This is a genomic window from Duganella sp. GW821-FHT07G03, assembly GCF_059418605.1.
The window spans coordinates 24225-30647 of record NZ_JBWKQE010000038.1; the positions used below are offsets into that span (position 1 = coordinate 24225).

5 protein-coding genes are annotated in these 6423 nt (G+C 68.9%); 4 read left to right on the top strand and 1 reads right to left on the bottom strand.

What is annotated here, in order from left to right:
- Window positions 1–70: 70 nt before the first annotated feature.
- The 4 genes from AC07OK_RS29765 (at window position 71) to AC07OK_RS29780 (ending at window position 5618) form a co-directional block, all read left to right on the top strand.
- Entirely contained in the window at window positions 71–1309 is a 1239-nt protein-coding gene (locus tag AC07OK_RS29765) for a sensor histidine kinase (RefSeq protein WP_494693658.1), read from the top strand.
- Window positions 1296–2096 (top strand): LytR/AlgR family response regulator transcription factor, encoded by an 801-nt coding sequence (locus AC07OK_RS29770; protein WP_494693659.1) that lies wholly within the window; start codon window positions 1296–1298, stop codon window positions 2094–2096. Before AC07OK_RS29765 ends, AC07OK_RS29770 begins: the two co-directional genes overlap by 14 nt.
- A 93-nt stretch (window positions 2097–2189) precedes the next feature.
- Entirely contained in the window at window positions 2190–4685 is a 2496-nt protein-coding gene (locus tag AC07OK_RS29775; RefSeq protein ID WP_494693660.1) for a TonB-dependent receptor plug domain-containing protein, read from the top strand.
- Window positions 4686–4697: 12 nt separating this feature from the next.
- Window positions 4698–5618, top strand: coding sequence for an SAM hydrolase/SAM-dependent halogenase family protein (locus AC07OK_RS29780; protein WP_494693661.1), 921 nt, complete (start codon window positions 4698–4700; stop codon window positions 5616–5618).
- Window positions 5619–5624: 6 nt separating this feature from the next.
- Here the strand turns inward: AC07OK_RS29780 and AC07OK_RS29785 are convergent, their stop codons facing one another.
- On the bottom strand, window positions 5625–6308 hold the full coding sequence (locus tag AC07OK_RS29785) for a hypothetical protein (RefSeq protein WP_494693662.1): 684 nt from the start codon (window positions 6306–6308) through the stop codon (window positions 5625–5627).
- Window positions 6309–6423: the final 115 nt, after the last annotated feature.

Sequence of the window (6423 nt, forward strand, 5' to 3'; positions counted from 1 at the left end):
GACAGCGCCGGCGATTATGCCCAGCGCGGCGCGCGCCGCCGCCGCCCTTGTGGCGAAACGCCGGCGCCCTGTGGCCAACGGCCTCCGGGGCCGGCCGGACCTGGCCGCCGCGCTGCTATACTTTGCCGCCATGAACGCTCCCCTACCCGCCCCTTCGGCCGGCCTTGCCGGCTTTGCCGCCGCCCCTAGCTGGCTGCGCGGGCTGGCGGGCTACGCGCTCAACCTCGCGCTCAACCTGGCCCTGAACCTCGCGATGTGGGTCGCGCTCAGCGCGCTGGGCGCGCTGACCTCGCTCAACGACGACCTGCGGCACGGCGTGCACGGCAGCTACTGGCTGATCTTCGTCGCCTCGTGCAAGGGCTCGACCATGCTGGCCGCGCTGAGCTTCGTGCTGTACACCTGCTTCAGCCGCTGGCCGCGCCTGATCGCCGGCCCGGCCGGCATCGCCGCCTGCTACGGCCTGATGCTGTTGCTGTTCCTGCCGCTGCAGCTGATGTTCCTGGCCCGGCTGGTCCTGCAGGACGGGGATGCCGGCGCGGCGGCCGGCGGCGCCGACCTGATCGGAGCGATCGACCAGGCGGCGTCGCTGCTGCGCGTGTCGTCGGTGACGGCGGTCTACATCGCGGTGGTGGCGCTGAAGATCTGGCAGCAGAACCTCGCACGGGCGCGCGAGGCCGCGCAGGCGCGGGCCGACAGCCTGGCGCTGCGGCTGGCGCTGGAGCAGCAGCGCGGCCTGGCGCTGCGCGCGCAGCTGGAGCCGCATTTCATGTTCAACGCGCTGGGCGCCATCGTCGCCCTGGTGCGCGACGACGACAAACAGGTGGCGCTCGAAGGCCTGCACAGCCTGGGCGACCTGCTGCGCTACGCGCTCAACGCCGGCGAGGTCGAGTGGGTGGGCTTCGACGACGAGCTGCGCTTCGTGCGGGACTACCTGGACCTGCAGCGGCTGCGCTACGGCGCCCGCCTGCAGCTGCGCATCAGCGGCGTCGACGCCGGCCTGCTGGGCTGCGACTGTCCGCCGCTGCTGCTGCAGCCGCTGGTGGAAAACGCGCTGCGCCACGACCTCGACCTGCATGACCACGGCAGCGACATCCACCTCGCCTTCACCCGCGCCGACGGCCACGTCGCCATCGCGATCAGCAACCGCATGCACGCCGGCGCGGCCGTCAACCCGGGCGCCGGCCTCGGCTTGCGCAACATCGCCGACCGCCTGCGCCTGGCCTACGGCGCCGCCGCCACCATCCGGGCCGGCGTGGCCGGCGACCGCTTTGAAGTCCACCTGCGCATGCCCGACCATGCACCCGCCTGAGCCGCCCGAGCCACCCGAGCCGCAATCATTGCGCGCGCTGATCGTCGACGACGAGGACGGCGCGCGCGCCAACCTGCGCCACGCGCTGGCCGCGCAGCCCGGCTGGCGGCTGGTCGGCGAATGCGCCAACGCGCGCCAGGCGCGCAGCGTGCTGGCCGCCACCGCGGTCGACGTGCTGCTGCTGGACATACAGATGCCCGGCGAATCGGGCCTGGCGCTGGCGCGCGAGCTGTGCCGCCAGCCGGAGCCGCCGCTGGTGCTGTTCGTGACGGCCTACGACCGCCACGCGATCGAGGCGTTCGACGTGCACGCGCTCGACTATCTGCTCAAGCCGTGCAGCGAGCGCCGCCTCGGCCAGGCGCTGGCGCGCGCCGCGCAACTGCTGGCGCTGCGCCAGCGCGGCCCGTACGCGCGCGCGGTGCAGGCCTGCCTGGACGCCGGCGACGCCGGCCAACCGCGCTACCTGCGGCAGCTGACGGTGCGCTCGGTCGGCCAGCTCGAATGCATCGCGCTCGACGATGTGTGGTGGATCGGCAGCGCCGACAACTACGTCGAGCTGCATACGGCCGGCCGCACCGTCCTGCACCGCATGGCGCTGGGCCGGCTGGCCGAGCGCCTCGATCCGCAGGTGTACGCGCGGGTGCACCGCTGCACGGTGGTGCGTATCGACCAGCTGCAATCGCTGGCCGTGGTCGGCGACGGCAGCTATCTGCTGACGCTGCGCTGCGGCGACCAGGTGGCCGTCAGCGAACGCTATGTGCAGCAATTGCGCGCCCATTGCGGCTGAAGACGCATAAGCATATTGGCAATCGATTGTTGTTAAAATGAATTCATTGCCATTAAGATCGTAGTCCGGTCCAGACCACGCAAGGAATCCACGATGCACCAGCCCGCCCGCACGCACGCCCTCTCCCACTTGCCTTTGCGCCGCAGCGTGCTCGCCTGCGCGCTGCTGCTGGCCGCCTTGCCCGAGGGGCAGGCGCAGCAAGCACCAGCCGCCGACGCCGCCATCGACCAGGTCACCGTGGTCGGCTCGCGCGCGCGCAACCGCACCGTGTACGACAGCGCCGTGCCGATCGACCGCTTCGGCCAGCGCGAGGTGGAGCACGCCCTGTCCAGCGGCGAACTGGGGGCGGCCCTGCAGAACCTGGCGCCGTCGATCAACTTCCCGCGCATCGAATCGAGCGGCGCCTCGGACTCGGTGCGCGGCATCCAGCTGCGCGGCCTGGCGCCGGACCAGGTGCTGGTGCTGATCAACGGCAAGCGCCGCCACACCAGCGCCGTGCTCGACACCGAGAGCAGCTTCGCCGGCACGGTGCCGGTCGACGTCAACGCCATCCCGCCCGGCGCCATCGACCACATTGAAATCCTGCGCGACGGCGCCGGCGCCCAGTACGGCAGCGACGCCGTGGCCGGCGTCATCAACATCGTGCTGAAGAACGCCCGCAGCGGCGGCTCGGCCTCGCTCGGCTACGGCGCCAACCACAGCGAATTCAAACCCACCAACGAGACCAAGACCGACGGCCAGACCAAGACCGCCAGCGCCGACTACGGCGTGCCGCTGGGCGACGCCGGCTTCCTGCGTTTCGGCTTCGACAGCCGCAGCCGCGCGCCGACCCAGCGCGCCGGCTTCAGCGACGCCGGCTGGACTTCGTGGAATGCCACCCCGGCCGACCTGGCGCTGGACGGCAAGGTGGTGTTCAAGTCCGGCGACTCGCACCAGAACAACAACTACCTGTTCTACAACGCCCTGCTGCCGCTGCCGCTGGTGAACGGCATCGGCGTCGACGCCTATTCCTTCGCCACGGTCAACCAGCGCAAGTCCGACGGCAGCGCCTATTTCCGCTATCCGGGCGATCCGTCCAACGTGCCGGCGCTGTACCCGACCGGCTACCGTCCGGTGACCAAGGGTGACATGAGCGACACCAGCGTCGTGGCCGGCGCGCGCTTCGCCGCCGCCGGCTGGAACTGGGACCTGAGCGCCCGCCACGGCGGCAACCTGTTCCGCTACGACCTCGATCATTCGGCCAACGCCTCGCTGGGCGCGCAGAGCCCGACCAGCTTCCACCTGGCCGGCTTCGACTTCCGCCAGAACGCCTTGAACGCCGACCTCACGCGCGAACTCGACCTGGGCCTGGGCAGCCCCGTCAACCTGGCGCTGGGCGCCGAGGCCATGCACGAGACCTACCGCAGCTCGCCGGGCGACGCCGCTTCCTACGCGGCCGGCCCCATCGTCGACGCGCCGCCGGGCGCGCAGGCCGGCCCCGGCTTGCGCCCGCAGGACACCTTCGACGGCAGCCGCTCGATACGCTCGGTGTACGCCGACCTCGAAAGCGACGTCACCAGCCGCCTGCTGCTGGGCGCGGCCGCCCGCTACTCGCACTACAGCGACTTCGGCAGCGCCAGCACCGGCAAGCTGTCCGCGCGCTACAAGCTGAGCGAGTCCTTCCTGCTGCGCGGCTCGCTCTCCAACAGCTTCCGCGCGCCGGCGCTGGTACAGACCGGCTTCCGCTTCTCCACGCTCAACTTCAACAGCGACGGCAGCGGCCTGCAGACCGCTTCGCTGCTGCCGGCCAGCGATCCGCTGGCGCGCAGCTTCGGCGCCGAGGCGCTGAAGCCGGAGAAATCGACCAACCTGTCGCTGGGCCTGGCGTGGCGGCCGCAGCGCAACACCAGCTTCACGCTGGACGCCTACCGCATCAAGATCCGCGACCGCATCACCCGCACCAGCGACCTGCAAAGCGACGCCGCCACCGCGTATCTGGCCGGCATCGGCCGCGGCGACATCCAGTCGGTGGCCTACCTGGCCAATCTGCTCGACACCAGCACCACCGGCCTGGACGCGGTGCTGAACCACGACCTGCCCTTCGCCGGCGGCAAGCTGGACCTGAACGCCGCGCTCAACCTGAACCGGACCCGCCTCGACCACGTGCGGCAAGGCTCGGCCGCATTGGCCAGCATCGATCCGTCGCTGACCTTGCTGACCGACGCCAGCCTGTTCCGCATCCGCCACGCCTCGCCGACGAGCAAGCTGGTGCTGAGCGCCGACTGGCAGGCCGCGCGCTGGAGCCTGCTGGCGCGCGCCACCCGCTTCGGCGCGCTGAAGGATTTCTCGTACGACCAGGATGCGCCGCTCGACGAGGGTGTGCACGCGCAATCGTTCGGCGCGGTGTGGTCGGTCGACCTGGAAGCGCAGTTCAAGCTGAACCAGCAGCTGACCTTGGCGGTCGGCGGCGACAACATCCTGGACCGCTATCCGCAGCGCGTGCGCCAGACCAACAACGCCACCTACGGCGGCGCGCTGCCGTACAACTTCATCAACCCGATCGGCGTCAACGGCGCATATTTCTACGGCCGCCTGCGCTACACTTTTTAACCTGAGGATCCCATGAAGCTCACCCGCATCTCCACCCTGTTCGCCGCCGCCTGCCTCGGCACCATGCTGGCCGTGCAAGCCCACGCCAGCAACGCTTTAGTGCTGCTGACCGACTTCGGCACCTCGGACGGCGCCGTCTCCGCCATGCACGGCGTGGCCTTCGGCGTCGATCCCAAGCTCAACGTGTCCGACCTGACCCACAACATCCCCGACTACGACATCTGGCTGGGCGCCTACCGCCTGTACCAGACCGCCAACTACTGGCCGCAAGGCAGCGTGTTCGTGGCCGTGGTCGATCCGGGCGTGGGCACCACCCGCAAGTCGGTGGTGTTGAAAACCAAGGAAGGCCGCTACTTCGTCGGCCCCGACAACGGCCTGTTCACCTTGATCGCCGAGCGCGACGGCGTGGCCGAGCTGCGCGAGATCGACGAGAAGGTCAACCGCCTGGCCGGCTCCGGCGAGTCCTACACCTTCCACGGCCGCGACGTCTACGCCTACGTCGGCGCGCGGCTGGCCTCGGGCGCGATCAGCTTCGAGCAAGTCGGCCCGGTGCTCGACAGCGCATCGGTGGTGAAGATCCCTTACCAGAAGGCGGCCCGCCAGGGCAAGGTGGTGCGCGGCATCATCCCTGTGCTGGACATCAAGTACGGCAATGTCTGGACCAACATCCCGAAAGCGCTGTTCGACGAGCTGGGCATAGCCGTGCACGACCGCGTGCAGGTGCGCATCCTGCACAAGGGCAAGCAGGTGGACCAGGTGGTGGCGCCGTTCGAGCACACCTTCGGCGGCGTCGCCCAGGGCAAACCGCTGGTCTACCTGAACAGCCTGCTGGACGTGGGGCTCGCCGTCAGCCAGGGCAACTACGCCAAGCAGCACCACATCGATTCCGGCGTGGACTGGGAAGTCGAGATCAGCAAGGCCGCCGCAAAATAAGGTTCTTCACGGATTTCCGGAAGATTGTTTCGCCGCACGGCGCTTCCTGCGGCGGGCGCTTCGTCCAGAGCTGGACTTGTGCTGAGCACCATTGCCTTGCGGCGCTGCTGAGACGCTGGGTGAGCGGATTTCGGTTTGGCGCGGCACGAATTGGCGCGCCGTCGGCGGCTGCTGGTCCTGACCTTGCGGTAGTCGCTCTGGCGCCTGCGAACGCGGGCTGTCTGCCTGCGCGCCATCCCCGTGCAAACGCGCTATCGCCGCTTTCCGCGCCGAGCGGCAGACATCGGCCAGCAGCCATTCGTCACTGCCGGGAAGGCGCAACCACACGGTTCTCCATGCGTTACGGTTGCCACTGCCGTACAGGTTTGCAAAGCAAGACGGCGATACCGCATGCCCTTCGTATTTGATTTCCGCACCCACTACCGTGGCGAAATAGGGCTGGCGTTCGAAGCTGGCGCGCAGCCTTGTACCCTCGGGAAGGAAGACCTGCTTCCATTGGTATCCCGCCTCGGACGCCGTAGCGGGCTGCTGCGCGACCGGCGGCGCGGGCTTGATGTAGTTGCGAATTGCCTCGATGACGAAGGGTTCCTGGGCCAGGGAATCCGACCAGAAATTACCTGTGAATTCGCCCAGCTCGACCAGCACATCGTCGGGTACACGGATCGGGAATTGGAGGCTATACCTGGACATGGTGGGGGCTCCCTAAAATCGGTTTTTACTAAGCGCTGCGTAAGCGTCCAGCCGCTCCACCTTCCACACAAGGCTAGTTCTGCGTAGAGTTTGGAAACGGTAGCAGCGTGTCGAT

What these genes read in the sequence shown, in the direction of transcription:
- AC07OK_RS29785 (WP_494693662.1), bottom strand. Translation starts at nt 6,308, where the DNA reads ATGTCCAGGTATAGCCTCCAATTCCCGATCCGTGTACCCGACGATGTG.
- AC07OK_RS29780 (WP_494693661.1), top strand. Translation starts at nt 4,698, where the DNA reads ATGAAGCTCACCCGCATCTCCACCCTGTTCGCCGCCGCCTGCCTCGGC.
- AC07OK_RS29770 (WP_494693659.1), top strand. Translation starts at nt 1,296, where the DNA reads ATGCACCCGCCTGAGCCGCCCGAGCCACCCGAGCCGCAATCATTGCGC.
- AC07OK_RS29775 (WP_494693660.1), top strand. Translation starts at nt 2,190, where the DNA reads ATGCACCAGCCCGCCCGCACGCACGCCCTCTCCCACTTGCCTTTGCGC.